We start from the raw sequence: 25,243 nt of genomic DNA on the forward strand, positions 1-25,243 counted from the left end.
ATGCTTATTTAAGCTTTTTTCTTTCAACCCAGCCCTCTATGTTTTGTTGTTTAGCTCTTGCTATTGCTAAACTTCCTTCTGGAACCTCTTTAGTTATTGTTGATCCTGCAGCTATATAAGTATTATCTTTTACTTCTACAGGTGAAACTAAATTAGTATTACATCCTATAAATGAATCATCACCTATGATTGTTTTGTGTTTTTTCTTTCCATCATAGTTAACTACAACTGTACCGCATCCAAAGTTACATCTTTCTCCAACTTCAGCGTCTCCAATGTAAGTTAAGTGTGATACCTTTGTATTATTTCCAATTGTTGATTTTTTAATTTCAACAAAATCACCAATTCTAACGTGTTCTCCAATATTACTTTCTGGTCTAACATAAGCAAATGGTCCTACAGTTGTTTCATCACCTATTTTACTATCTAAAATAACTGAACTTTGAATTTCAACACCATTTCCTATTGTACTATTGTTAATTCTTGAATTAGGATATAAAACACAATCCTCTCCAATTACTGTTTTTCCTTCTATAACATTACCTGGATAGATTATAGTGTCCTTACCAATAACTACTTCTGGTTCTATATATGTGTTTAGAGGATCTATTATAGTAACTCCATTATCTAAATGAGTTCTATTTATTCTATTTCTCATTATGCTTTCAACTTTAGCAAGCTCAGCTCTTGAATTAACCCCTAAAGTTTCTTCAAAATCTGTGATCATTGCTCCAACTTTCTTGTTCTCTTTCTTTAATATTTCTATAACATCTGTTAAGTAATATTCTCCTTGAGCATTATCATTTGAAAGTTGTTCTAAAGAAGTTAATAAACTTTCTATATCAAAACAATACATTCCTGCATTGATTTCTTGTATTTTTATTTCTTGTTCATTACAATCTTTATGTTCTACAATTTTTTCAACTGATTCACCATTTCTAACTATTCTTCCATAGCCAGTTGGATTTTCTATCACTGATGTTAACAGTGTAGCTGAATTCTTTTCATTGATATGTGTATCAACTAAATTCTTAACAGTTTCAGGCTTTATTAAAGGAGCATCTCCTGTAAATATAGCTACTACTCCTGTTTTTCCTTCTAAAAAGTCTTTTGCACATTTAACAGCATGGCCAGTTCCTAACTGCTCTGCTTGTAAAGAATAACTAACATTTCTTGATGTAGTTCTTTCTTTAACTAATTCAGCACCTTTTCCTATTATTACATTAACATCATCTATCTCTGCATTTCTCATAGCATCAATAACATGATTAACCATTTCTTTTCCACAAGCTTTGTGTAGAACTTTTGGTAACTTAGATTTTATTCTAGTTCCTTGACCTGCTGCTAATATTATAGCACATTTATTCATAAAAACACCTCTTTGTGATACTCATTTTATTATATAAGCTATACTATTTAAATTTAATCTCTTATTTTTTTCAGAAATCTTCAAATTTCTCATTTTCAATTATATGTTAATAAATTACTTATTTCAATAATAACTTATTAATGCCATTTACATGGAATTTATTATGTTAGACAAAAAAATAAAAGGAAGATATCTTCCTTTTATTAAAATTATTCTTGCACATCTAAGTTTTTAACCTTTTCATATTCATCAAGAATAGCTTTTTGAATTTGCTCTCTAGTTTCTGTATTTATAGGATGAGCTATATCCTTAAACTCTCCATCTGGTGTCTTTCTGCTAGGCATTGCTATGAAAAGTCCATTTTGTCCCTCTATAACTTTAATATCATGTACTACGAATTGATTTTCAAAAGTTACTGAAACTATGGCTTTCATTTTACCTTCTGCAGATATTTTTCTAATTCTTACATCTGTAATATTCATTATGGTACACCTCCAGTTGTTGTTATTATGTATATTCTATGAAAAATATAGAAATCCTTCTTTTTTTCATATTTTTTGTAAATTATTCTTTAACACAACAACTGTAGAAATTACATAGATGGTACCATTTTCACTCCATCCTCATTTATCTCAACAATATCAATTAAAGATACATAATCTTTTGTTATTTTGTTTGTTGATAATTTATTGTCTATTAATACTCCAATTCCCATAAGCTCAGAATCGAATTCTTTTAATAAATCAACTAAACCTTTAGCAGTTCCGCCGCCTCTCATAAAATCATCTATAAATATGCATTTGCTTCCTTGCTTTAATGATTTTCTAGATAAACACATTTGTTGTATTTTGCCTGATGTTCCTGAAACATAGTTTATTGAAACTGTAGATCCTTCTGTTACTTTACTATCTCTTCTTGCTGTTATTAATTGTACTCCTAAGCATTTAGCTACTTCGTAAGCTAATGGAACTCCCTTAGTTTCCACAGTTATCACATAGTCTATATCCATATCTTGAAAATAAGATGCTAATATAATAGAAGCTTTACTTATTATACTTGGATTAAACATTATATCAGTAACATATAAAAAATTACCTGGAACAACTCTATTGCTTTCACTTGCAATATCACATAATTCTTCTAAAAACTTTCTTTTTTCTATTTCTCCTACTTCTGGAATATATCTTATTCCACCAGCAGCACCAGCTATTGTCTCAACTTTTCCCATAGAAAACTTAGATAACACTTCTCTAACAATAACTATATCTTCACTTATAGTTGATTTAGCTGCATTTAAAAGATCTGAAAACTTATTTAATCCTATTATTTTATTAGGATTTTCTATAAGAACTTTTGTTATAATCGATACTCTACTATTTCTACTTAACTTCTCCATATTAATCACCTGACCTATATAAATTTCCCAGTATATATTTTCCACTTATAATTCATATTTTATTCTTTATAAAACACATATATTTTTATAAATATTTTTCTTCTTATTCTGCATTTAAAATAATTATAACAAACTTTGTTAATACTGTTAACCGGTTATGTATCACTCATTGCGAATTTTAAGACTTTTTTCTTGATAATTATTAAGTTATTCTATAATAACTATATAAATATTTGTCAGTTATTTTTAGCACTAAACTAAATAAATTTTCATAAAATGATTTTAAAAAGAATTTTTTTGTGTGCTTTTCCAAAAAAGTGTATATAATTATTAGTGTATATAAGTAAAGGAGTTGATATCTTGTCTTTCGATTTATTAAAAGATATTAATAAAAAAGTTCATTTCATAGGAATTGGTGGAGTTAGTATGAGTGGCTTAGCTGCTGTATTACTTAACGCTGGTTACAAAGTTTCAGGATCTGATTCAAAAGAATCAGAAATTACTAATAGATTAAAAGAAGAAGGTGCAAAAATATACATAGGTCACAGTAAAGATAATTTACAAGATGTTGATGTAGTTGTATATACTGCAGCAATACCTAGCGATAACCCTGAAATAATTAAGGCTAAAGAGGATAATCTTATTTTAATGGACAGGGCTGAATTTTTAGGACAAATTATGAAAGGTCATAAGTTCAATGTTGCTGTCGCTGGAACTCACGGAAAAACTACTACTACTTCAATGATTTCTCATGTTGCCCTTAGTGCAGATCTAGACCCTACAATATTAGTTGGTGGAGATTTAGATATTATTCATGGAAACTTTAGAGTTGGAAACAGTGAATACTTTATAACAGAAGCTTGTGAATATAAACAAAGTTTCTTAAGATTCTTCCCTTATGTTGGAATAATATTAAACATAGATGCAGACCATCTAGATTTTTATAAGGACATAAACCACATAAAAGATACATTTAAACAATTCGTTAGACTTATACCTAATGATGGATATATCATAGGAAATGCTGATGATGAAAAAGTTATGGAAGTTCTTGAAGTAGCTAAATGCAATGTATTAACTTATGGAATTAATAATGGGGATATACAAGCTAGAAATATAGAGTTTAATGAAAAAGGTTGTGCTACTTTTGATGTATTTAGAAATGAAGAAAAACTTCTTTCTCTTTCTTTAAATGTACCTGGTATGCATAATGTATCAAACTCATTATCAGCTGTATGTTTAGCAGAAATATTCAATATAAACGCTGATGCAATAGTATCAGGACTTTCATCTTTTGGAGGAGCTCATAAAAGATTCGAATATAAGGGTACTAAAAATGATATAACTGTTATTGATGATTACGCTCACCACCCTGTTGAAATAAAAGCTACTCTAAGCACAGCTAAAAAAATGAATCACAATAAAATAGTTTGTGTATTCCAACCACATACTTACACAAGAACAAAAACTCTATTCAATGATTTTGTTAAATGTTTTGATGATTGTGATGAGCTTGTTTTAATGGATATATATGCAGCTAGAGAAAAAGATTTAGGTGAAATAAATTCAGATCAATTAGGAGATGCTATAAGATCTCATGGAGTTAAATGTACAAATGTACACTCTCATGAAGAAGCATTAGAATATGTAAATGCTAACTTATCAAAAGGTGACTTACTTTTAACAGTTGGAGCTGGTGATGTAGTTAAAGTTGGTGAACTTTTTTTAAACTAAATTAATTTAAAGACTATTTTATTAAAAAAATAGTCTTTTTTTATTTGCATTCTTATAAAAATAATGTTATCATTTACATGTAGTGATTCTCTCTTTGTACATTTGTGTGTAAGCGATAACACACAAATTTTAATTGAATTTATTTATTGGGAAATATTTGTTTAATTATTTTCCTAGTTAATCTATAATAATGTACAAGGGGGTGAATGAAATGTCTGTAACAATAAATAATATCGCAAAAGAAGCGGGAGTTTCTTTAGCTACAGTTTCTAGGGTTATAAATAATTCTGGATATGTTAAAGATGAAACTCGTGAAAAGGTTATGAAAGTTATAAATAAATATAACTATACTCCTAGTGCTATTGCTAGAAGTCTTTCAAAAAGTATTACTAATACTATTGGAGTTATAGTTCCTGATATTACAAATCCATTCTTTGGATCAATAATAAAAGGAATAAGTGATGTTGCAGAAGTGCATAATCTTAATTTGATTCTTTGTGACTCTAACGAGAGTATCGATAGGGAAATAAAGGCTATTAAAACATTAAAAGAACAAAGAATTAGGGGAATTATAATTTGTCCAACCTCTGTTGAAAATGATTTAAATAGCGAGTACTTAAAAGCTATTACAAATTTAGGCATACCAGTCATATTAGTTGATGGAAGTCTTAAATATCATAATTTTAACGGCGTTTTTGTGGACAACATTAAAGGTTCTTATGATGCTATCGAAGCTTTAATTAAAGCTAATCATAGGGATATAGCAATAATTACTGGTCGCATGACATCTAAACCAGCTCAGGACAGATTATTAGGATATGAAAAAGCATTATTAATGAATAATATTCCTATAAATAATGACTTAATTTTTTATGGAAATTATGAAGAAGAAAGTGGATATGAATGTACTAAGAAAATCTTAGCTATGAAAAATAGACCTTCAGCCATTTTTGTATGTAATAATCTTATGACTTTAGGTTGCTTAAAAGCTTTAAGAGAAGCAAACCTTGAGTTATCAAAAGATATTTCATTAATTTCCTTTGATAATATACCTATATTAGATACACTAGGTATAAATCTTAGTCACATAAATGGTCCAACTAGAGAACTTGGAGAGATTGGTATGAATTTACTAATAGAATCTTTAAATAATGACTCTAAAAAAGAATTAAATAGTATAATAATAACTCCTGAACTTGTTTTGAAAGGTTCAGAAAAGTTAATAAAATAATTTCAAGTTTAATTTAGAATTTTATACATTTTAAAGTAAGCGTTACCACATACTAGAAATATTCCACAATTAAAATCATTACTAAAATAAAATTTCATTGAAGAGGTGTAGAGTTATGGATTTATCAAACAAAATTAAAGCAGCTGCTGAGTACATAAAAGGTAAAAGTAAATATAACCCAACAATAGGATTAATATTAGGATCAGGGTTAGGAGCTATAGCTGATCAAATAGAAGATGCTGAATATTTCCCATACAACGAAATTCCAAACTTCCCTGTATCTACAGTTGAAGGTCATGCTGGAAGATTAGTTATAGGAAAATTCCAAGGTAAAGAAGTTGTTGCAATGCAAGGAAGATTCCACTACTACGAAGGTTACTCAATGCAAGAAGTTACTTGCCCAGTAAGAGTAATGAGATTATTAGGAGTTGAAACTTTAGTAGTTACTAACGCTGCTGGAGCAGTTAACAAAGATTATACTCCTGGAGATTTAATGATAATATCAGACCACTTAAATTTATCAGGATCAAATCCTTTAATAGGTAAAAACTTAAATGAATTCGGTACTAGATTCCCTGATATGTCAAATGCATATGATAAAGATTTAAGAGCTCAAGTTAAAGATATAGCTAAAAATTTAGGAATAGAAGTAAGAGAAGGTGTATATGCTATGTTTAGTGGCCCAACTTACGAAACTCCTGCAGAAGTAAGAATGGCTAGAATATTAGGAGCAGATGCAGTTGGTATGTCAACAGTTCCTGAAGTTATAATAGCTAACCACAGTGGAATGAAAGTTATAGGTGTATCATGCATGACTAACATGGCTGCTGGTATCTTAGAACAACCACTTAACCATGAAGAAGTTATGGAAACTTCAGCTAAAGTTAGAAAGACATTCATAGAATTAATGACTAACATTATAAAAGAGATTTAATAAAAAGTTAAATTAATATATTTCTTAACTTTTGTTAAATATAAAACTAGTATAAAAACATAAGAAAAGGAGAATAAATGTGGATAGGTTTATTGGTGTAATCGGTCTTATTTGTATTATTGGTATAGCTGTTCTTTTTTCTGAAAACAGAAAGAAGATCAACTGGAGATTGGTTGGAACAGGTCTTTTATTACAAATTATTTTCGCTTTATTAATCCTAAAAGTTCCTGCCGGTAGAGCAGTATTTGAATGGATTAGTAGCGGAATAACTAAGTTATTAGATTTTACTAAAGAAGGTAGTTCATTCTTATTTGGATCATTACTTGATACAGACAAATTCGGTGTAATATTTGCTCTACAAGTATTACCAACTATTATCTTCTTCTCATCATTAATGAGTGTACTTTATCATTTAGGTATAGTTCAAGTAGTAGTTAAAGTTATTGCTAAGGGTGTTGCTAAAGTATTAGGAACAAGTGGTGCTGAAACTTTCAGTGCAGTTGGTAATATCTTTTTAGGTCAAACAGAGGCTCCTCTACTAGTTAAACCATACATAAAGAACATGACTAGATCAGAAATATGTGCAATCATGATAGGTGGTATGGCTACTGTTGCCGGTGGTGTTATGGCTGGTTATGTAGCTATGGGTGTTAACGCTGGTAACTTATTAGCAGCATCAATCATGGCAGCCCCTGCTGGATTAATATTAGCTAAAATATTAGTTCCTGAAACTGAAGTTCCTGAAACTAAAGGTGGCGCAACTTTAGAACTTAAAGTTGAAAGTGAAAATGTTATTGAAGCTGCTGCAAACGGTGCTTCAGAAGGTTTAGGATTAGCTTTAAACGTTGGTGCTATGCTTCTTGCATTCGTTGCTCTTATAGCTATGATCAATGCTTTATTTGGAGCAATTGGTGGAATATTTGGTGCACCTTGGTTAAGCTTAAACTGGATTCTTGGTAGATTATTCTCTCCATTAGCATTTATAATGGGAGTTCCAACTAAAGACGTTTTCGCAGCTGGAGACTTACTAGGAATTAAATTAGCAGTTAATGAATTCTTAGCTTACTCACAATTATCAAACTACATAGCAAGCGGAACTTTAGAACCTAAGACTATAATGATATTAACTTATGCTCTTTGTGGATTCGCTAACTTAAGTTCAGTTGCTATACAATTAGGTGGTATCGGTGGATTAGCTCCAGAAAAGAAACCAACTATAGCTAAGTTAGGATTCAAAGCACTTTTAGGTGGTGTATTAGCTACTTGTATGACAGCTACTATAGCAGGTATCTTATTTAGTGCTTAATAATTAGAAAAATTTAAATTACTTAAAAATAAAAGAACATTCTTCAATTGAAGAATGTTCTTTTTATTTAAACTATTATTTTATAATAACTAATTCTTTGTTTAAGTGATTTAATCTTTCACAACCATCTTCAGTTACTAAGACTAAATCCTCTATTCTTACTCCCATATCTCCTTGAAGATATATTCCTGGTTCTACTGAGAAAATCATACCTGGTTTAACTTCATCAGTATTAGTTGATCCAACATCACCAAAATCATGAGTTTCTATTCCTATTGAATGACCTGTTCTATGAGTGAAATACTTGCCATAACCTTTATTTTCTATAACATCTCTAGCAGCTTTATCTATATCACAGAATCTAACTCCTGGTTTAATCATATCTATAGCTTTTTTATTAGCTTCTAAAACTGTATTAAATATTTCTTTTTGATGTTCTGTTGGCTCACCAAAGAATACACATCTAGTCATATCTGAACAGTAATAATCTTTTCTACATCCAGTATCTATTAGAACTCCCATACCTTTTTCTAATTTTTGTTCTCCTGACTCTGCATGTGGATCTGCTGCATTAGCTGCAAAAGCAACGATTGGTTCAAAAGAATATCCTTGACACCCATATTCAGCATAACCTTTTCCTAAAACTTCTACTACTTCTTTTTCAGTCATGCCCTCTTTTAAACTCTTTATTGCTTTTTCTACTACAATATCATTTATTCTTGAAGCTTCTTTCATTAAAGCTATTTCTTCATCATCTTTTCTCATTCTAACTCTATCAACTATAGGAGATCCATTAACAAATTTCTTTGCTGAATTTCTATCTAATAATTGAATTAAGAAATGTGCCTTCCAATCCTTATCTATTCCTAATACTTCTTCATGATCTATTGTCTTATCTAAGATGTCTATTGGATTCATAGTATCGTTGTACCATAAAATATCAACACCTAAGTCCTCATTTATTGGGAATAATTCATTTACTATAAACTTTTGTTCACCCTTTGTATTTAAGTAAAGTGTTATCATTCTTTCTCCAGGTGATATCCACTTACCTGTTAAATAAAATATTGATGCAGGTGAAGAAACTAACATTTGAGGTATATCATTTGCCTTCATAGCTTCTAAAATTCTTTTTACTCTTCCTTCTTTCACCTTGATCGCTCCTCTCTAATAGTTAAAATTCATTAAATAAATTATATCATAATTTCAAATTATCTAATAATATACATTTATTTGTAATATTTATTTTTTTATTTTGTCCACTAAATTGTTATATAATATTTATAGTAAAATTTTTTAACAAATAGGAGGTCTTTAAATTGAGAATAGCAGTAATATCAGATATACATGGAAACTTATATGCCTTAAGAGAAGTTTTAGAAGATATAGATAACCAAAATATTGATTCTATAATATGTTTAGGAGACTTAGTTGGTTATGGACCTCATCCTAATGAAGTAATAGCTCTTATAAAAAGAAGAAATATTTTATGTTTAAAAGGAAACTATGATGCTTCTGTTGTGGATAATGATTATACATACATTAGAGACACAGATATAAACTCATTTTCTCTTCCTTGGACTGTAGAAGAACTAAGAACATCTAATAGATACTATTTAGATAACTTACCTGATGATCTTTCAATGAATGTTTGTGGAAAATCAATAAAATTTGTCCATGGTAGTCCAAGAAAAATAAATGAATATTTAAGTGAAGATTATTCTGAATTAGATGAGATAATGGATGAGCTTAAGGAAGATGTGTTAGTTTGTGCTCATACTCATATTCCATATGCTAAAAAAATAGGTAATAAGGTTATTATAAATGATGGTAGTGTTGGTAAACCTAAAAACGGTAAACCTCATGCTACTTACGTTATATTAGATTTTTCAAATGAATTTAAATTAAAGGTAGAAATGAAAACTGTTCCTTATGAATTTAGAAGAACTATGAAAGATATGGAATTAAAAAACTTCCCTCAAAAGTTAATATACTCTTATGAATTTGGTAAAGAATAAATAAAAAGCTAGATTAAACTTAAACTACTATACTTCAATAGATGAGAATTTTAATTTTTTTGTGTAAAAACTTTATAGAATTCTCTCTTTAAATTTTATAATAAGTAGTTCATAAGTGAATCTAGCTTTTATTTTTTTAATAATCATTTAAACTACAAGTTAAGACCCCTGCAACTTTTAAATTTTTTAAATGAGATTTATCATTCCCATAAACCTCTTTATATTCTCCAGTTAAATCACATCCTACTTTTATGTTTTTTTCTTGCCATTTATCTACATCAGTTAAATCATATACTGTCCCAAATACTGCTATATAAGGTGGCTTTCCATTCTTTCCATTATAATTACTAAGTTCATTTATATTAAATTCCTTAGAACCCGTATCCTTCACTAAAGGCTCTTTTTTTAACATAACAGTTCCAACTATAGGAAGCTTAGATAATACGCCTTCATCTGCATTATGACATCCATTAAATTCTTTATTAATATCAACTCCTAAATTCACTGAATTATGTGGACTTTTTTTAAAAACAGCTTCATTTGTAACATCGTATATTATGCCATTAACTGCTATATAAGCAGGGTTCCCATTTTTTCCATCATATTTTGATAATTCCTTTAAAGTTAACTCCTTAAGATTGCGTTCAATATGTTTTCCCCTTTGACTTTCATTGAAATCATGTAATATTGCTACTTCTTTAGCATCCTTTAAAAGCTCCTTATCCCCTCTGTAATAAGTTTTAAATTCTTCAGTAATATCAGAGCCTAATCTTAATTTTGTCCCATTAAATAGCTCCAAAACTGATAAATTGGTTATATCATAAACTATTCCTTCAATAGCTACATATGCTAAACTTCCATTCTCTCCATTATATTTTTTAAGTTCTTCTGAACTCATTATTTTTAGTCTTTGTTGTGGGTAATACTCTTCCACTCCATTCATAATTTCAGCTTCCTCAGGTTCTGCTAAAAGCCCTACCATAGGAATATCTCTTAATATAGATTCATCTCCATCATTTAATTCATCAAAGGCCTCTGTTACATCACTTCCAAGTTTTAAACTGTTATAAGGACTTTGTTTAAACAATTCTATATTTGAAATATCATATATAATACCATCTATAGAAATATAGGCTGGATTTCCATTTTCCCCATTAAAATTTGCTAATTCCTCCTTTGTCAGAATAAGCATAGTATTACTCTCTTCTCTTATATAGTCCCTTTGAAATTCTTTAAAAATATCTTCTATTTGTTCTTTATATGTTTTAGCTTGATTATTTCCTTTAGATAAAGTCATTAAATGTTTCAATTTATTTATTTGCTCAAACTTTTCTTCAAAAAAATTGTACATAAAAACTCCTATATTACACACTATATCTATATATTTCTATGTGGTTAATATTGCAAATGTTAATGTTTTATTGTAAAATCATTATTAATCGAACTAAATACGATTTTATTTACTATGAAGAGAAGAGTAAACTTAGGAAGTAACTCTCAGCGAGCAGATTATGGTGTGAGTTCTGCAGTGTATCCTATTTTGAAGAACATCTCTGAGTTTCTAACCGAAATCCTTTTTAGGAGAGTAGACTTAGACGGTTTCAGGCCGTTATACTTGAAGAACATTTTTGTGTTCATAAAGCCGGCTATTTTATAGCAATTTGGGTGGTACCGCGAATAATGCCATTCGTCCCATTAATTATGTGGATGAAGGGCTTTTTTATTTGGAATAAAACTTAATTAGGAAAGAGAGGAAATAATAATGAAAGATGTAGTTTTAGTAAAAAGTCTTTACAGAAACACTAGTGAATATAGTGATAAGAAAGTAAAAATCTCAGGTTGGATAAGAACTTTAAGAGCATCAAATGCTTTTGGATTTATAGAAGTTAACGATGGTTCATTCTTTAAAAACGTTCAAGTAGTTTTTGATAGCGCTAAGATATCAAACTACAAAGAAATTTCTAAATTACCTATAAGTTCATCAATATCAGTTATAGGAACTTTAGTTGAGACTCCAGATTCAAAACAACCATTTGAAATTCAAGCAGAAGAAATAATAGTAGAAGGAATGTCAGATTCAGATTATCCTCTACAAAAGAAAAGACATACTTTTGAGTACTTAAGAACAATAGCTCACTTAAGACCAAGAAGTAATGCTTTCTCAGCTACATTCAGAGTAAGAAGTGTTGCAGCTTACGCTATCCATAAATTCTTCCAAGATCAAGGATTTGTTTACACTCATACTCCAATATTAACTGGTTCAGACTGTGAAGGTGCTGGAGAAATGTTTAGAGTAACAACTTTAGACATGATGGCTCCTCCTATAGCAGAGGAAGGTGGAATTGACTTCTCACAAGACTTCTTCGGAAAAGAAACTAACCTTACAGTTTCAGGACAATTAAACGCTGAATGTTTTGCTTTAGCATTTAGAAATATCTATACATTTGGTCCTACATTTAGAGCTGAAAACTCAAACACAGTAAAACATGCTGCTGAGTTCTGGATGATAGAACCTGAAATGGCTTTTGCTGATTTAATAGATGACATGGAAGTTGCTGAAAACATGTTAAAATATGTTATAAAATACGTTATGGATGAATGTCCAGAGGAAATAGCTTTCTTCAACCAATTTGTTGACAAAGGCTTATTAGAGAGATTAAACCATGTTGTAAACTCAGAATTCGGAAAAGTTACTTATACTGAAGCTGTTAAATTACTTCAAGAATCAGGTAAAGAATTCGAATATCCTGTTGAGTGGGGAATAGATCTTCAAACTGAACATGAAAGATATTTAACAGAGCAAATATTCAAAAAACCTGTATTTGTAACTGATTATCCAAAGGATATTAAAGCATTCTACATGAGATTAAATGAAGACGGAAAAACAGTTGCTGCTATGGACTGCTTAGTTCCTGGAATAGGAGAAATCATAGGTGGTAGCCAAAGAGAAGAAAGACTTGATGTCTTAAAAGCTAGAATGGCTGAATTAAACTTAAATGAAGAAGATTACTGGTGGTATTTAGAACTTAGAAAATACGGTGAAACTGTTCACTCTGGATTTGGTCTAGGTTTTGAAAGATTAATCATGTATATTACTGGAATGGCTAACATAAGAGACGTAATACCATTCCCAAGAACTACTGGTACTGCAGAATTCTAAAATGGTCTGTATCAAAATATAACAAATAAAACTTACAAACATATTCTGAGAATTACTAGATTTCGCTAAGAATTTATAATTATTACTCCGAAGATATTACTAAAACTTCGAAACTTGCTACGCTTCGAACAGTCTCAGTTTTTTAACGTAATATCTTCTCCGTAATAATTTAAATTCTAAAGCTTATCTAGATATTCTCTTCATACTGTTTGTAAGTTTTATAAAAAGTTATTTTGATACACATATTTTTTATTTATTAACTATTAGCTTTTAAAATTAATAAAGGTTATAATCTTAATTCTTACTTTTTATCTTATTTACATCTTCTATTAGCTAATTCATATAAAGTTCTAACTCCTGCACCTGTTCCTCCAGCTGGACAATAATCTCCTTTTTTCTCTGAGAATGCTGGGCCAGCTATATCTAAGTGTAACCAAGGTTTATTTTGAACAAATTCTCCAATAAATAATCCTGCAGTTATTGTTCCTGCATACTTTCCACCTATATTTTTTAAATCTGCTATGTTAGATTTTATAAGCTTACCGTAATCTTCAAAGCTAGGCATTTGCCATACCTTTTCTCCAGTCTCATAAGAAGCTTCTCTTAGCTCTCCATAGAATTCATCCTTATTAGTTATTACGGCTGTAACATCCTCTCCTAAGGAAACTACAGCAGCCCCAGTTAATGTAGCCACATCGATTATCTCACTAGCCTTTTCTTTTTCTATAGCATAAGTTACAGCATCTATTAAAGTAAGTCTTCCTTCAGCATCTGTATTTAATATTTCTATAGTCTTTCCTGCCATTGAACCTATAATATCCCCTGGCTTATAAGCATGACCTGATATTAAGTTTTCACAAGCAGCTACCACGGCTATTACATTTATTTTTAAATTTCTTTTAGCTATGGCACTTATTGCTCCTATTACAGAAGCAGCTCCACCCATATCAGCCTTCATTGTTACCATTCCAGCATTAGTTTTTAAAGAATATCCACCTGAATCATATGTTAGTCCCTTTCCTACTAAGGCTAACCTTTGATCCATATTATCCTTATCTCCAAAGTATCTCATAACTATAAGTCTAGGTAAATTATCTGATCCTTTTCCTACTGATAAGAAAGATTCCATTTTTAATTCTTCTATTTGATTTTCATTAAATACTTCAACTTCAAATCCATATTTAGAACCTATGTTTTTAACCTCTTTAGCTAAAGTTTCTGGATACATATTATTAGCAGGTTCATTTACTAAATCTCTTGCTAAACAAGTAGTCTCTGAAAGAATAATAGCCTCATCAATAGCTTTCTCGCAAAGCTCTACCTCTTCTTCCTTTATATTGTGTCCACCAATATGAACTGTAACTTCAATCTCTTCTTTTTTATCACTCTTATATTTATTAAATGAATATGATCCTAAGGCTAATCCTTCAACCATTGCTTTTAATGTATTTTCTAATCCAATAGCCTCTACTGAATCAAACCTTAAAAATACACTTTTACTTTTTAATCTCTTAATCTCATTTACAGCTTTACCAAAAGCTCTTCTAATTTTTTCTTTAGTTATCTCTGTCTCTTTTCCAAGACCTAATAATATAATATCTTGTATATTATCCTCAGTTGTTCTAGTTATATTAAATATTTCTCCATAAGAGCCTTTAAATTGTTCTTTTTTCTTAAGTATATTTATCTTATTGTTTATTTCTTCATTAGGTATATTCGTTTTTTCTTCAAAATATGGGATTAATAATGCATCTGTCTCTGTACACTTTGATTTTTTCACTAAAAAATTATACATTTATTTTCCACCTCTTTAAATTTTTATAATTAATATATCACACTTACCTTTAATAATCTATCTTTAATATATACCTAATTTATAAAAAAATATGTAACCTAGATTACCAAATCAATATAAGAAAAAAAGCTTAACTAAAAAGTTAAGCTTATGCTAATCCAATAATAGATAATATACGTTCTCTAACATTATTTCTATCACTACTTATCTTGTTTAAAAAAGAAATACGCTCTTCTTTGTTTTTGAAAGCTCCTTTTGGAATTGAAACATAATCAATTGAAGATATAAATAAATATATATTCTCCTTAAAAGAAAATACCTCTCTTATAATTTTCCAAGGATATATTCTCTCTACTGCTCCTTCATTATATTCAATTCTTATTCCATTTCCTAAAATCTCTACTTTACAGTTACCAAACATATTTTTATTTTCTAAGAATCTAACCTTCTCTTCTATATCACGCTCTATTATTTTTTTATTTTTAATATTACATACTATAGAAAAAATAAACCATGCTAATAATGTAACAAAATAAAAACTATTGTTTAAATCTTTGCTGGCTTTAATAAAAACCATGGTCATTATAAATACAAATACAGCCCCTATGATTTCAAACAAAGTCCAAAAGAAAATTTCTCTGCTTATAAACTCTTTTCTACATTTTACAAATTCATTTTTGTTTAAAACAAATTCCAACATATGCGCTTTCTACTCCCCTTAAGCATTTAATCTCCACTTTCCCAAAATTTATATAAATAATTTTACCATAGCTTTTTTAAATAAACTATTATGAACATATTACAATTGAAATTTATTAAAATTTTAATCTTAAAATTCTAGTTCAATTACTTTTCCTTCTTTTAGACTTTCTTTAACATTTATTATTCTTTGATTTGAAGAACCTCTAAATTTTAATCCATCTTCTTTTTTATTTATATCAAATTTTCCATCAACTAAAACATCAATGTTTTCTAAGTATTCTTTCCACTTATTAAATTCATTAGCATGTTCTAATAGATATTCAAATTTATAACCTGTATAACTCCAAATATTTAATCCTAATTCTCTTGCAGCTTTAGCAATATATATAAATTTATTAGCTTGTTCTAGTGGATCTCCACCACTAAATGTTACTCCATCTATAAATGGATTATCAGCTAAATCCTTTATTAATTCATCTATGTCTCTTTCTTCTCCACCATTAAAATCATGAGTATCTGGATTGAAACAACCTATACAATTATGTTTACATCCTTGTGAAAAGAAAACTCTTCTTATTCCAGGACCATTTACTAAGCTCTCATAGGCTATTCCTGATAATCTAATAGTATTACTCATAGAAAATTACCTCCTATATTATTTATATGTTCCTTTTTTTAAAATTATCTGTTTAAAAATACTAACTATTGTTAATCATTAAAATAAGTATTAATTAGGGGGTACAAAATGACTAATCAAAACTTATTTTTAGAAATAGAAAAGCACTTATTAGAGGATGTTAAACCATCCATATTCTTAAATAAAATTAAAGAGGAAGAATCATTTAAAAATTCTTCTTTTAATATTTTCAACCAACTTAATAAGGAAAATCAAATCCACCAATCCAATCCTTGGACCCATACATTAAATGTAGTAGACCTAGCTTCAAAATACAAAGATTTATCTAATAACTCAAAAGCTTTTATGTGGGCAGCCTTATTCCATGATATTGGAAAAATAAGAACTCTAAACCCAATCCATGATAGAATTGGAGGAGAAATAACAAGAAGATTCCTTAGAGAATATAGTGATGATACTTACTTAAACGAAAAAATTATATCTCTAGTAAAGCATCATTCTGCACCTATATTTATTATTAATAGAGTCTCCTATAGCATAATAGATTTAATAAACACGGCAGATATTCATGATGTTGCCTTATTATCACTATGTAATAGGCTGGGAAACCTAAGTTCTAAAAATAATGACTTAGAGAAAAATCTTTTAGATAGTAATAAATTTCTTAAAATCATGTCTAGTAAAACCTGCTTACCATTAAAAGAAATAATAGTATAAATAAAAGGTTATATTAATAGAATCTTATTTTGAAACTATTAATATAACCTTTTTTATTTATACTGTAATTAAATTATTATCAGATTCATCTTCTTCAATATCACTTATAACATTCTTTATCCATTTTCCCGATTTTAATCTTACTGCTTCGAAGATTATCTTTAAGAATTCCTCTGTACAAATTAAGAAATATACTCCATATACAGGTAAAGAAAATACTGTAGCTCCAAGGAAAGCCATTGGTACAGCATAAAGCCATATTGTTCCACATTGTACTAACATAGAGTAAGTAGTATCTCCACCACCTCTAAATACACCAACAATCATAACCATATTAAAAGCTCTTATTGTAAAGAACAATCCTATTATTCTTAAAACTTTAACTGTATCTAAATAAGTTCCTTCACTTACATTAAAAGGCTTTAATGCTAATGGTGCTGTTATCCATATTAAAATTCCTAAAATAAATCCTACTAAAACAGCTATTACAGCTATATCCTTAGCGTATTCTCTTGCTATTTCTTCCTCATTAGAGCCAATTTTATTCCCTATCATTATAGAAGAAGCTGTAGCTAAACCTATTAGTAATACCATAAACATATTATTTAATGTGGTAGCAATCTGCATGCTAGCAACAGCGTTTGTTCCTATTCTAGCATAGGCTATTGAATATGCAGTCATACCTAAAGACCATACTATTTCATTTACTATAACTGACCAAGATGTTCTAAAGTATATTTTTACAAAATTTAAATCAAAGGATATAAGCTCATTTAATCTTGATGCCACCTTATTCTTTCTAAAATAAACAAAGGAAACTATAAATATCATCTCTACTAATCTTGCAATAGTGGTTGCTAAAGCTGCACCATTAACTCCCATAGGCTCAAATCCTAAATTTCCAAATATAAATACCCAGTTTAAAAATGCATTTATCAAGACTCCAACTATACTTGCATACATAGGAACACTAGGTTGCTCTGTACTTCTTAAAGCTGAAGAATAAGCTTGAGTAAAATTAGTAAATATACAACTTACAGAAACAATCTGTAGATATTTAGCTCCTAATTCTATAACATTTAAATCATTAGAAAGAATCTCCATAATTTCATAAGAAAAAAATCCAGAGCCTAAGGCAAAAAGAGTTGAAACTATAAGTCCAATAGATATATCTAGTCCCAAAACTTTTTTAATATTTTTCAAATCTTTTTTACCCCAAAACTGAGACATGAAAACACTAGCTCCAGCATTTATCCCAAGAATACATAAGGTAAAAATAAATATATATTGGTTAGCTAACCCAACTGAGGCTATTGACTCTTCTCCTAGCTTTCCTACCATTAAATTATCTACTAGATTTAATGACGATGTAATGAAACTCTGAATTGTTATAGGAACAGCCATCATTATCATAGTAGGTAAAAATTCCTTGTTCTTAAAACCTTTCATGAAATTTAATCCCCCTTTTAAAAAAATACAAAAAAATAAAAGCAAATGGGTAGTCTTTAGCCGCCCATCTACTTTTAAATCCTATTAATTGTCTAATAAATCTACCTCTTAGTCAATATAATCTTTCTCTTATTTACACTTCTTTAAAATATTTAGGTTCAAAAATTTTAAATTTATCAGATTTTTACTAGAATTTCACTAAGATTTTATTGTATAATATACATCTCACTAAAGTTTTTAGTGAAAGTACACCAAATTACTAACAATAATACGTTCAAAAATTTATCCACAGAATAATTTTTTGAAAAATATCCACAGTTGTTGAATTAAAAAATAATCCACAGGCAAATAGAACTTAATTTGCCTGTGGATTATTTTAAATTTATATAATTATGGATAATTTTAATTTTTCCTTTAACTCTTCTGAACAGAATGAAGCTTCCACACTATTTAAATAAATCTTTTTATAATCTTCAAAATCTATATTAAATGTCTTATGTACATTTTCAAATTCTTCAGTAAGATTTATATTAGAAACTGTTCTGTTATCTGTACTTAAATTAACTTTTATATTATCTTTATGATATTTATAAATAGGATGCTCCTCATATTTATTCACACCCTTTGTGTCTATATTACTCTTAGGGCACATTTCTAATGTTACTCCTTTTTCTTTTACTAAATTATAAGCCTCTTCATCATTAAATATAAATAAGCCATGCCCTATTCTTTCTGCACCTAGAAGCTCTATGGCATCTCTAACATTTTTACCATATCCAGTTTCACCAGCATGTATTGTAACCCTAAAACCAGCCTTTCGTGCTAATTTCATCACTTCTTCATAAGGTTTCACAAAGTTTTCTAATTCACCACCAGCTAAGTCTATGGCAACAACACCTTTTCCTATGAAGTTTTTCCCCTCTTCAATTACCTCATATACACTATCTATAGAATGATGTCTTAAACAAGATAATATTAAATTACCTTTTATGTCATAAAGCTCTTCAGCTTTTCTTATTCCCTTTATTACACTCTCTATTACTTCTTTTTGAGTCATCCCTTTTTCTAAATGCAATAATGGAGCAAATCTTATTTCTATGTACTTCACATTTTCCTTGCTTGCATCTTCCATAAGTTCAAAGGCAACTCTTTCTAAGTTCTCAGCTCTTTGTAACAGTTTTACTGGAAGAGCAAATCTATTTAAATAATCTTCTAATGAATTGCATTCTTTAGGAATAACTAGTAATTCTTTTACCTTATCATATTCATAGCTATCTAGCTTAACTCCTTCTTTTTTAGCTAATTCAATAGCAGTCTCCACTCTTAAGGATCCATCTAGATGACAATGTAATTCTATCTTTGGTAAATTTAATAAGTTCATTTATATTTCCTCCCCGAATTAAATATTTATATTAAAACTAAAATTTCTAGTATTGAATAAAGAATTTATATATCCTAAAAAAGGTTTAAAAAAAAATTCTTGATTACGAAGAAAGCAAATAGGCTTTCTTCGTAATCAAGAATTCTCGGTTCTTGGTAGAAACCTCTAATCCATATCATTAGAGTTATACGAAGCAAAATTTATTTTTTATTTATTTTACCATATAAAAATTTATAGTCAACAATAAATTATTAACAAAACTTGAAATGATTTTTAAAGTAAAATAAAAATCTATGCACATGTATTAAATTTTTATCTAATTAAGATAATATATAAAATACATTGCATAGATTTTTCTATAAACTTATATAAATAATTTCATTGAAAATATTAAACACAGTGATAAGCTTTTTTATTTCCTTCTAAGTGAGAACGTCTATCTTCTCTCTCTTCATATTTTCCTGGACCAAATCTTTCATCAAGACTTAAGTATCCAGTAACCCTTGATATTCCTTGAATATCTTGGCATCCACATTTAGTACATTTGCACTCATTGTTATGAAGATATGTTCCACAATTTTTACAATATCTTATATGGAAGTTAATCCCCATATAACTTATATTAGTTTCTTTGTAAGCATAGTTAACTATTTTCATTATAGTTTCTGCATTTGGACAATCATCAACTTCTATATAACTGATATGTCCACCATTACATAATTTATGATATGGTGCTTCAATATCTATCTTATTTTTTATTGATATTGGACAGTAAACAGGAACATGGTAACTATTTGTATAGTAATCCTTATCTGTTACTCCTTTAATTATTCCAAAGGCTTTTTTATCTTGCTTTATAAATTTACCTGATAATCCTTCTGCTGGAGTAGCATAACAGCTCCAGTTTAATCTAGTTTCCTCAGTTAATCTATCACAATATTCTCTTATTCTCTCAACTATTTTTATTCCTAATTCTCTTGAAGTTTCATCTTCACCATGATGCTTTCCAGTTAAGGCTATTAAAGTTTCTGCAATTCCTATAAATCCAATTCCCCAAGTACCTTGTTTTAAAATTGGTTCTATTGAATCATCTGGACCTAAGTTTTCAGCACCTTTCATTAATCCTTGACCTGCAACAAAAGGTAAATCCTTAACTTTTAAGTTTTTAAGAACTCCATATCTGTGCATTAAAGATTCTTTAGCTATTCTTAATCTATCATCTAATAACTCAAAGAATTTATTAATATCTTTTTTAGCTAATATTCCAAGTCTAGGAAGGTTTATAGTTGTAGGAGCTATATTTCCTCTTCCCTTACATCCTGGTTCACCATTAACATTTTTCATAAGATAAGTTCTACATCCCATAGTTGCTGGCATATATCCCTTATCATAGTATTCCTTATTAAAGTCCGCATCGATATTCATGAAGGTTGGATTCATTCTCTTAGCTGCTACTCTGCAAGCTAATTCATATAAATAGAAATATGGATCCTCTACTTCTCTATTTACACCTTCTTTTACTCTAAAGATTATGTTAGGGAATATTGGTTGTTCTCCTCTTCCTAATCCTTTTTCGTATTCTAATAAGAATATTTCACAAACTAAAGCAGCATCTTCATTGTATGGAATTCCTAAGTTTAATGAACTAAAAGGAACTTGAGATCCTGCTCTTGAATGCATAGTGTTTAAATTATAAACAACTCCTTGCATTGCTTGATGCACTCTTTCTCTTAATTTTTTCTCTACTAGTTCATCTAACTTAGCTCCTTCTAAGCCTAATCCTATGTACTCTTCTCTTATCTCTTGTCTTGTAGGTTCTACAAAAACACTCATATCATTATCAAAGTCTGGATGTGATTGTCCTCCAAACATATCATTTTGAGTTGATTGTAATAAAATACATGATAATTCCGCTGCTGTCTCTATTCTTCTTGGTGCCTTAATAGTTCCGTATCCAGTGTTAAATCCACTTTGTAATAACTCACCAGTTGGTATGTGTAAGCAGTTAGTAGTTAAATTGTAACTATCTAAGTCATGATAATACACATCTCCATTTTCATGAGCTTTTGCTAATTCTTTAGGCATTGTAGCTAAGTTATACCATTTGTTAGATTCTGAAGCTATTCTTAAAAGCTTTGATGAGAAGTTATTTCCTACATTGGCATTATCTCTATCAGTCTCTACTCCTATCTTACTTATAGCTTTCATTAAGTCTGATTTTATTTCTCTAACTTTAGTTCTTTCAGTTCTATATGCCTTATATGCTGTTGCTACTTGGTTAAAACCATTATCCATTAAAGCCTTTTCTACTAAAACTTGAATTTCTTCAACAGTGACATCTGTCTTACCTGACATTTCAATATAATTAATTACCTTTTGTATAGTATCTAAAACTTGGCTTTCCCTTATTGCAATACCAACTTCATTGGCTGCTCTCTTTATTGCATTTGCTATTTTATCCGCATTAAACCTAGATTCTCTACCGTCCCTTTTCACAACATGTAGCATTTTCAATTCCTCCACTCCACTATATCTTGTACTCGAATCATTATACTCTACTATTAATAGTTATGCTAATTTTAAAAAATCCTTATACTAAAAAAAAGACTTATTATCTCCCTCTTTCCTTCTTTTTCTTAGCCTATATTCAATTTTTCTTTAGTTGACATTGGCAAAAACTTATTCTTATCTTCTCCATAAGATGAATAATATTCCATATAATGTAACATAATAAATATATGAAAAGTAATTCATAGGAGGAGTTTAAATGAAGAAAATAGCATTAATTGCTTTTCAATTAATATTAAGTTTATTAGTTGGATTCATATTGGGAAATTTAATTATGCCTTTAAAAACATCAGAAAAAATAGATACCTTAAAAGAACTAAAGCCAATAGATTTAACAATGAATGAAGAAAATCCCTATGACTTTGATATGGAAGAGTTATCTTTAGAAACCCTTAGCCCATACACAGGAAACATATTAGAATCAGATTCAATAGATAATATTCCTTTTATGTGTATAATTGAAAATTCTAGAGCAGCTCGTCCTCAAAGTGGACTTTCAGAAGCAGATATAGTTTATGAAACCATGGCCGAGGCAGGAATTCCTAGATTCTTAGCTGTATTTTATGAAAATTCTCCTGAGGTTATTGGGCCTGTAAGAAGTGTACGTCCTTATTTTTTAGATATTTCTAAGGAACACGACCTACCTTTTGCACATTGTGGTGGAAGTGCAGAAGCTCTAGCTACAATATCTAGTGACAAATCCTTAAATAGTATAAACGAAATAAAAAATGGAAGTGCTTTTTGGAGAGATAACACAAGAAAAGCACCTCATAATCTTTATACTTCAGCTAAAAATATAAGAAAGTTCATTTCTGATAATGGATATGAGTATTCTAAAAACAATACATTAAGTTTTAAAGATAATTCTCTATTAAATTCTTCTAACTATATATCTGAAATAAAACTTAATCTAAGTGACTATTACAAAACCTCTTATAAATATGTAGATGGCTTTTATGAAAAGTATATGGATGGAGAGCTTGCCATAGATAAAAATACCAACTCGCCTCTTAAATTTAAAAATATAGTGGTTCAAATAACTGATATGTCACTTCAATCTGATAATACTCATTTAGATATTGATTTAACAGGTACTGGAGAGGGCTATGTTTTCTCTAATGGAAGAATGGAAAAAATTCATTGGGAAAAAGAAGATTCTAATAGTAAAACCACATTAAAAACTGAAGATGGCACTCCAATTTACTTATCTAGAGGTAACACAATTTGGAATATAGTAGATAAAAATTCTTCTTTATCTTTTAATTAAACCCTCAATTAAGTTCATAAGTAAACCGTTTTCTTAAAGAATAATCTGTTTTAATATATTATTAACAGATTATTCTCTCTTTGTACCATTATCAATATTGATAATGGTATCAGTATTGATATATAATTCAGTTAAAGCTAAACTTAATTCTCATTAATTTCTATAAATGTTGAATTATTCGGTTTACTATTTAATTCACTAAATAGAATATAAATTATTATTTTATTTAGTAAGTATAAAATGATTGGGGGCATATAAAATGCAAAAAATTGCTATAATAACAGACAGCTCTTGTGACTTAACTATAGATGAAATAAAAGAATATAATTTAAATATATTACCTTTAAAGATAATATATAAAGACAGAGAATATAATGATATTTTTGATATAAAACCAATTGATGTTTACGAAAACTTACACAATGAAGTACCAACAACTTCTCTATGTAGTCCTGACTATATAAATTCAGTATTAGATAAATTAGAAGCTGAAGGATATACTCACTTAATAGGTATATTTATATCTAGCTCATTATCAGGTACATTCAATGCTGCTAGATTAGTTATTGAAGAACGTAGTTCTTTTAAATCTTACTTATTTGATAGTAAAATAATAGGTTATCCTTTAGGTTCTATAGTTATAAAAGCAGCTGAATTTGTTAAGGAAGGAAAAAGCTTTGAAGAAATAATTGAAGCTCTTCCAAGTATAAGAGAAGCTACAACTGGATTTTATACTCTTAATACCTTAGAATATTTAAGACGTGGTGGAAGAATAGGTAAGGTTGCAGGAACAGTTGGAGATTTACTTCACCTTAAACCAATAATATCAGTTGATGAACATGGTGCTTATACAACAATTGCTAAGGCAAGAGGAAGAAAACAATCCTTGAAAAAACTTGCTAGCATAATTTTAGAACATCTTGATGAATGTAAATGCAATGTAGCTATCCTTAATGGTATGGCAGAAGAGGAAGCTAATCAAGTTCTTGATTCAATAAGTTCTCATCCTAACTTATTAAAATCTCAAGTAAGAGCTATAGGAGCTGCTATGGGTGTTCACGCTGGCCCTGGTATGGTGGGTGTTTCAATTCAAAAGGAAATTTAGCTATGTATAATGATGAATTTATAAAAGCTGAAGAAAAACGCCTTTATGATGAATACAAAAAACAGGTAGCCAATTTAAAAAAAGTACAAAAAGAAAAAGATGCTGTAGGACAAGTCTTCACTAAGGGCCTTCTTCCTATATACGCATTATATATTCTTAGTATTCAACCTACTAACGGAAACGATTTAGCTCAGAAAATTGGTGAACAAACTAATGGGCTTTGGTTTCCTAGCACAGGTGGAATATATCCCTTACTAAAGAAATTAGAAAAACAAGGCTTTGTAACTGGCTCTTGGGATGATCCTAAAAGAAAAATACAAAAAGTATATTCTTTAACGCCAGAAGGTTTTAAAGAGTTTGAAGAAAAAAAACATTTATTAAAGCCTAAAATAAAAGAAGCCTTAGAAGTCTTTAAAATAATATATTCACATCTTTATAACTAAAGAAGATTCTAAAAGATTATATAATCTTTTA

The 25,243-nt window shown here is 29.1% G+C and carries 21 protein-coding genes, 1 riboswitch and 1 other annotated feature; of the genes, 10 read left to right on the forward strand and 11 right to left on the reverse strand.

Translation table 11 applies throughout. The features are described from left to right. Nucleotides 1-4: 4 nt before the first annotated feature. The 3 genes from glmU to purR all read right to left on the reverse strand — a co-directional run bounded on the left by glmU (nucleotide 5) and on the right by purR (nucleotide 2,765). Nucleotides 5-1,369 (reverse strand): bifunctional UDP-N-acetylglucosamine diphosphorylase/glucosamine-1-phosphate N-acetyltransferase GlmU, encoded by a 1,365-nt coding sequence (gene glmU / locus CPF_RS13755; RefSeq protein WP_003456738.1) that lies wholly within the window; start codon nucleotides 1,367-1,369, stop codon nucleotides 5-7. Between the two features lie 209 nt (nucleotides 1,370-1,578). Continuing rightward, entirely contained in the window at nucleotides 1,579-1,851 is a 273-nt protein-coding gene (spoVG, locus tag CPF_RS13760) for a septation regulator SpoVG (RefSeq protein WP_003450704.1), read from the reverse strand. A 110-nt stretch (nucleotides 1,852-1,961) separates the two neighbouring features. Continuing rightward, a complete protein-coding gene (purR, locus tag CPF_RS13765) occupies nucleotides 1,962-2,765 on the reverse strand; it encodes a pur operon repressor (RefSeq protein WP_003456678.1) in 804 nt (267 codons plus the stop codon). Between the two features lie 360 nt (nucleotides 2,766-3,125). Here purR and murC point away from each other — a divergent pair, with 360 nt between their 5' ends. From murC to CPF_RS13785, 4 genes are all read left to right on the forward strand, one after another. Then, complete coding sequence (murC, locus tag CPF_RS13770; RefSeq protein ID WP_003463013.1) at nucleotides 3,126-4,499, forward strand: UDP-N-acetylmuramate--L-alanine ligase; 1,374 nt, start codon at nucleotides 3,126-3,128, stop codon at nucleotides 4,497-4,499. Between the two features lie 211 nt (nucleotides 4,500-4,710). Next, nucleotides 4,711-5,730 carry a LacI family DNA-binding transcriptional regulator gene (locus CPF_RS13775; protein ID WP_003450734.1) on the forward strand — a complete coding sequence of 340 codons (1,020 nt, stop codon included), beginning with the start codon at nucleotides 4,711-4,713 and terminating at the stop codon, nucleotides 5,728-5,730. Nucleotides 5,731-5,845: 115 nt separating this feature from the next. Next, entirely contained in the window at nucleotides 5,846-6,664 is an 819-nt protein-coding gene (locus CPF_RS13780) for a purine-nucleoside phosphorylase (RefSeq protein WP_003456857.1), read from the forward strand. A 79-nt stretch (nucleotides 6,665-6,743) separates the two neighbouring features. Continuing rightward, nucleotides 6,744-7,970: a NupC/NupG family nucleoside CNT transporter gene (locus CPF_RS13785; RefSeq protein WP_003456809.1), complete on the forward strand. Its 1,227-nt coding sequence runs from the start codon at nucleotides 6,744-6,746 to the stop codon at nucleotides 7,968-7,970. A gap of 75 nt (nucleotides 7,971-8,045) precedes the next feature. Here the strand turns inward: CPF_RS13785 and CPF_RS13790 are convergent, their stop codons facing one another. After that, nucleotides 8,046-9,122: a M24 family metallopeptidase gene (locus CPF_RS13790; RefSeq protein WP_003456773.1), complete on the reverse strand. Its 1,077-nt coding sequence runs from the start codon at nucleotides 9,120-9,122 to the stop codon at nucleotides 8,046-8,048. 167 nt (nucleotides 9,123-9,289) lie between these two features. Between CPF_RS13790 and CPF_RS13795 the strand changes: the two genes are divergently transcribed. Beyond that, nucleotides 9,290-9,988 carry a metallophosphoesterase family protein gene (locus CPF_RS13795; protein WP_003456816.1) on the forward strand — a complete coding sequence of 233 codons (699 nt, stop codon included), beginning with the start codon at nucleotides 9,290-9,292 and terminating at the stop codon, nucleotides 9,986-9,988. Between the two features lie 136 nt (nucleotides 9,989-10,124). On the opposite strand, the gene CPF_RS13800 is transcribed toward CPF_RS13795, so the two are convergent. After that, a complete protein-coding gene (locus CPF_RS13800) occupies nucleotides 10,125-11,339 on the reverse strand; it encodes a cytochrome b5 domain-containing protein (protein WP_011591148.1) in 1,215 nt (404 codons plus the stop codon). Nucleotides 11,340-11,444: 105 nt separating this feature from the next. Further along, nucleotides 11,445-11,686: a binding site (T-box leader), on the forward strand. 64 nt (nucleotides 11,687-11,750) lie between these two features. Here CPF_RS13800 and asnS point away from each other — a divergent pair. Beyond that, the gene (gene asnS / locus CPF_RS13805; RefSeq protein WP_003450738.1) at nucleotides 11,751-13,148 is read left to right on the forward strand and encodes an asparagine--tRNA ligase; all 1,398 of its coding nucleotides are present in this window, start codon (nucleotides 11,751-11,753) and stop codon (nucleotides 13,146-13,148) included. A gap of 313 nt (nucleotides 13,149-13,461) precedes the next feature. Here the strand turns inward: asnS and CPF_RS13810 are convergent, their stop codons facing one another. The 3 genes from CPF_RS13810 to nrdG all read right to left on the reverse strand — a co-directional run bounded on the left by CPF_RS13810 (nucleotide 13,462) and on the right by nrdG (nucleotide 16,282). Then, nucleotides 13,462-14,943 (reverse strand): leucyl aminopeptidase, encoded by a 1,482-nt coding sequence (locus CPF_RS13810; RefSeq protein WP_003456695.1) that lies wholly within the window; start codon nucleotides 14,941-14,943, stop codon nucleotides 13,462-13,464. A 148-nt stretch (nucleotides 14,944-15,091) separates the two neighbouring features. Beyond that, nucleotides 15,092-15,643 carry a YcxB family protein gene (locus CPF_RS13815; RefSeq protein WP_003456686.1) on the reverse strand — a complete coding sequence of 184 codons (552 nt, stop codon included), beginning with the start codon at nucleotides 15,641-15,643 and terminating at the stop codon, nucleotides 15,092-15,094. A gap of 129 nt (nucleotides 15,644-15,772) precedes the next feature. Further along, a complete protein-coding gene (gene nrdG / locus CPF_RS13820; RefSeq protein WP_003450666.1) occupies nucleotides 15,773-16,282 on the reverse strand; it encodes an anaerobic ribonucleoside-triphosphate reductase activating protein in 510 nt (169 codons plus the stop codon). Nucleotides 16,283-16,390: 108 nt separating this feature from the next. Here nrdG and CPF_RS13825 point away from each other — a divergent pair, with 108 nt between their 5' ends. Further along, on the forward strand, nucleotides 16,391-16,999 hold the full coding sequence (locus CPF_RS13825) for an HD domain-containing protein (RefSeq protein WP_003456742.1): 609 nt from the start codon (nucleotides 16,391-16,393) through the stop codon (nucleotides 16,997-16,999). Nucleotides 17,000-17,056: 57 nt separating this feature from the next. Here the strand turns inward: CPF_RS13825 and CPF_RS13830 are convergent, their stop codons facing one another. The 3 genes from CPF_RS13830 to CPF_RS13840 all read right to left on the reverse strand — a co-directional run bounded on the left by CPF_RS13830 (nucleotide 17,057) and on the right by CPF_RS13840 (nucleotide 22,337). Then, on the reverse strand, nucleotides 17,057-18,448 hold the full coding sequence (locus CPF_RS13830) for an MATE family efflux transporter (protein ID WP_011591149.1): 1,392 nt from the start codon (nucleotides 18,446-18,448) through the stop codon (nucleotides 17,057-17,059). 382 nt (nucleotides 18,449-18,830) lie between these two features. Further along, a complete protein-coding gene (add, locus tag CPF_RS13835; RefSeq protein WP_011591150.1) occupies nucleotides 18,831-19,829 on the reverse strand; it encodes an adenosine deaminase in 999 nt (332 codons plus the stop codon). A 112-nt stretch (nucleotides 19,830-19,941) separates the two neighbouring features. After that, nucleotides 19,942-20,041, reverse strand: a riboswitch (purine riboswitch). A 178-nt stretch (nucleotides 20,042-20,219) separates the two neighbouring features. Next, nucleotides 20,220-22,337, reverse strand: coding sequence for an anaerobic ribonucleoside triphosphate reductase (locus CPF_RS13840; RefSeq protein ID WP_003482449.1), 2,118 nt, complete (start codon nucleotides 22,335-22,337; stop codon nucleotides 20,220-20,222). 259 nt (nucleotides 22,338-22,596) lie between these two features. Between CPF_RS13840 and CPF_RS13845 the strand changes: the two genes are divergently transcribed. The 3 genes from CPF_RS13845 (at nucleotide 22,597) to CPF_RS13855 (ending at nucleotide 25,212) form a co-directional block, all read left to right on the forward strand. Continuing rightward, complete coding sequence (locus tag CPF_RS13845) at nucleotides 22,597-23,664, forward strand: DUF3048 domain-containing protein (protein WP_011591151.1); 1,068 nt, start codon at nucleotides 22,597-22,599, stop codon at nucleotides 23,662-23,664. A gap of 259 nt (nucleotides 23,665-23,923) precedes the next feature. Continuing rightward, nucleotides 23,924-24,769 carry a DegV family protein gene (locus tag CPF_RS13850; RefSeq protein WP_011591152.1) on the forward strand — a complete coding sequence of 282 codons (846 nt, stop codon included), beginning with the start codon at nucleotides 23,924-23,926 and terminating at the stop codon, nucleotides 24,767-24,769. A gap of 2 nt (nucleotides 24,770-24,771) precedes the next feature. Then, complete coding sequence (locus tag CPF_RS13855) at nucleotides 24,772-25,212, forward strand: PadR family transcriptional regulator (RefSeq protein WP_003450702.1); 441 nt, start codon at nucleotides 24,772-24,774, stop codon at nucleotides 25,210-25,212. Nucleotides 25,213-25,243: the final 31 nt, after the last annotated feature.

Origin of the sequence: Clostridium perfringens ATCC 13124 (assembly GCF_000013285.1) — a bacterium.
Lineage (GTDB): Bacteria > Bacillota > Clostridia > Clostridiales > Clostridiaceae > Sarcina > Sarcina perfringens.

What these genes read in the sequence shown, in the direction of transcription:
- purR (WP_003456678.1), bottom strand. Translation starts at nt 2,765, where the DNA reads ATGGAGAAGTTAAGTAGAAATAGTAGAGTATCGATTATAACAAAAGTT.
- spoVG (WP_003450704.1), bottom strand. Translation starts at nt 1,851, where the DNA reads ATGAATATTACAGATGTAAGAATTAGAAAAATATCTGCAGAAGGTAAA.
- CPF_RS13800 (WP_011591148.1), bottom strand. Translation starts at nt 11,339, where the DNA reads ATGTACAATTTTTTTGAAGAAAAGTTTGAGCAAATAAATAAATTGAAA.
- CPF_RS13855 (WP_003450702.1), top strand. Translation starts at nt 24,772, where the DNA reads ATGTATAATGATGAATTTATAAAAGCTGAAGAAAAACGCCTTTATGAT.
- CPF_RS13780 (WP_003456857.1), top strand. Translation starts at nt 5,846, where the DNA reads ATGGATTTATCAAACAAAATTAAAGCAGCTGCTGAGTACATAAAAGGT.
- add (WP_011591150.1), bottom strand. Translation starts at nt 19,829, where the DNA reads ATGAACTTATTAAATTTACCAAAGATAGAATTACATTGTCATCTAGAT.
- CPF_RS13840 (WP_003482449.1), bottom strand. Translation starts at nt 22,337, where the DNA reads ATGCTACATGTTGTGAAAAGGGACGGTAGAGAATCTAGGTTTAATGCG.
- CPF_RS13845 (WP_011591151.1), top strand. Translation starts at nt 22,597, where the DNA reads ATGAAGAAAATAGCATTAATTGCTTTTCAATTAATATTAAGTTTATTA.
- asnS (WP_003450738.1), top strand. Translation starts at nt 11,751, where the DNA reads ATGAAAGATGTAGTTTTAGTAAAAAGTCTTTACAGAAACACTAGTGAA.
- CPF_RS13810 (WP_003456695.1), bottom strand. Translation starts at nt 14,943, where the DNA reads ATGTATAATTTTTTAGTGAAAAAATCAAAGTGTACAGAGACAGATGCA.
- nrdG (WP_003450666.1), bottom strand. Translation starts at nt 16,282, where the DNA reads ATGAGTAATACTATTAGATTATCAGGAATAGCCTATGAGAGCTTAGTA.
- CPF_RS13815 (WP_003456686.1), bottom strand. Translation starts at nt 15,643, where the DNA reads ATGTTGGAATTTGTTTTAAACAAAAATGAATTTGTAAAATGTAGAAAA.
- CPF_RS13825 (WP_003456742.1), top strand. Translation starts at nt 16,391, where the DNA reads ATGACTAATCAAAACTTATTTTTAGAAATAGAAAAGCACTTATTAGAG.
- CPF_RS13830 (WP_011591149.1), bottom strand. Translation starts at nt 18,448, where the DNA reads ATGAAAGGTTTTAAGAACAAGGAATTTTTACCTACTATGATAATGATG.
- CPF_RS13775 (WP_003450734.1), top strand. Translation starts at nt 4,711, where the DNA reads ATGTCTGTAACAATAAATAATATCGCAAAAGAAGCGGGAGTTTCTTTA.
- glmU (WP_003456738.1), bottom strand. Translation starts at nt 1,369, where the DNA reads ATGAATAAATGTGCTATAATATTAGCAGCAGGTCAAGGAACTAGAATA.
- CPF_RS13850 (WP_011591152.1), top strand. Translation starts at nt 23,924, where the DNA reads ATGCAAAAAATTGCTATAATAACAGACAGCTCTTGTGACTTAACTATA.